2 tRNA genes and 2 rRNA genes are annotated in these 1,410 nt (G+C 58.4%); all 4 read right to left on the minus strand.

The features are described 5' to 3' along the window. Window positions 1–114, minus strand: a 23S ribosomal RNA gene (locus AC11W3_RS16730); the annotation flags it as partial. Between the two features lie 285 nt (window positions 115–399). Further along, a tRNA-Ala gene (locus tag AC11W3_RS16735) sits at window positions 400–475 on the minus strand. A gap of 36 nt (window positions 476–511) precedes the next feature. Beyond that, window positions 512–588, minus strand: a tRNA-Ile gene (locus AC11W3_RS16740). 187 nt (window positions 589–775) lie between these two features. Beyond that, window positions 776–1,410: ribosomal RNA gene (locus tag AC11W3_RS16745) — 16S ribosomal RNA — on the minus strand; the annotation flags it as partial.

Genomic DNA, 1,410 nt, shown 5'->3' on the forward strand with positions numbered 1-1,410 from the left:
ACATCTGCGGATCAATGCTCGTTTGCCAGCTCCCCGCAGCTTTTCGCAGGCTGCCACGTCCTTCATCGCCTGTAATCGCCAAGGCATCCACCACATGCACTTAGTCGCTTGACCCCATAACTGTGCGGTCTCGGGAGACCGGAGTCGGAAGACAGGAGTCAGAACCCCCACCGCCAACACCGTCCACCCAAGACACACCGTCACGAGTGTGTTTGCGCCACCCGCCCACGCGCCTTCTGTCTCGCGCGGACGAGCAAGATACAACTCAACCCTTTGTCCACGAGACTCTCATCAAGCCTCGTGAACGCCTTACCTTCCCAATTGTTAAAGAGCGACAGCCTTCATCGCTGCACTCTCCAACCGAGAGCGCACCGCTGAACGCTGTCCTGCAACCGATGGTGGTGGAGCCGGACGGGATCGAACCGACGGCCTCCTGCTTGCAAAGCAGGCGCTCTCCCAACTGAGCTACGGCCCCGTGCCCTGCTCGACGCCGATCCCTGATACCGGATCCTGGTGGGTCTGGATGGATTCGAACCATCGACCCCCGCCTTATCAAGACGGTGCTCTAACCAGCTGAGCTACAGGCCCGTGGCAGGCATCGGGCACCCGCGATCGGAAACATCCGACCTCCGTGCGCGACCCTGCGTTTGATCTGTGGTTGCAGTGTGCTTGCAACCGATAGGCGTGGGCGCTGAGACGGCTCCGGGAGGAGAACGGTCCAGGACCTCGGCCGTTGCCGACCTCGGCTCCCTGTTCCCTGATCCCCGATTCCGAGAAAGGAGGTGATCCAGCCGCACCTTCCGATACGGCTACCTTGTTACGACTTCACCCCAGTCATGAAGCGTACCGTGGTAAGCGGCCCCCTCGCGGTTAGCCTACCTACTTCTGGTGCACCCCACTCCCATGGTGTGACGGGCGGTGTGTACAAGACCCGGGAACGCATTCACCGCAGCATTCTGATCTGCGATTACTAGCAACTCCAACTTCATGTAGGCGAGTTGCAGCCTACAATCCGAACTGGGACTGGTTTTGGAGATTTGCTCCACCTCACGGTCTTGCGTCTCTCTGTACCAGCCATTGTAGCACGTGTGTAGCCCAGAACATAAGGGGCATGATGATTTGACGTCATCCCCACCTTCCTCCGTGTTATCCACGGCAGTCTCACTAGAGTGCCCAGCCGAACTGCTGGCAACTAATGACAAGGGTTGCGCTCGTTGCGGGACTTAACCCAACATCTCACGACACGAGCTGACGACAACCATGCACCACCTGTCACCTCTGCCCGAAGGAGGACTCGATTAAGAGTCTGTCAGAGGGATGTCAAGTCCTGGTAAGGTTCTTCGCGTTGCTTCGAATTAAACCACATGCTCCGCTGCTTGTGCGGGTCCCCGTCAATTCCTTTGAGTTTCA

This window comes from Geomonas sp., assembly GCF_056994735.1.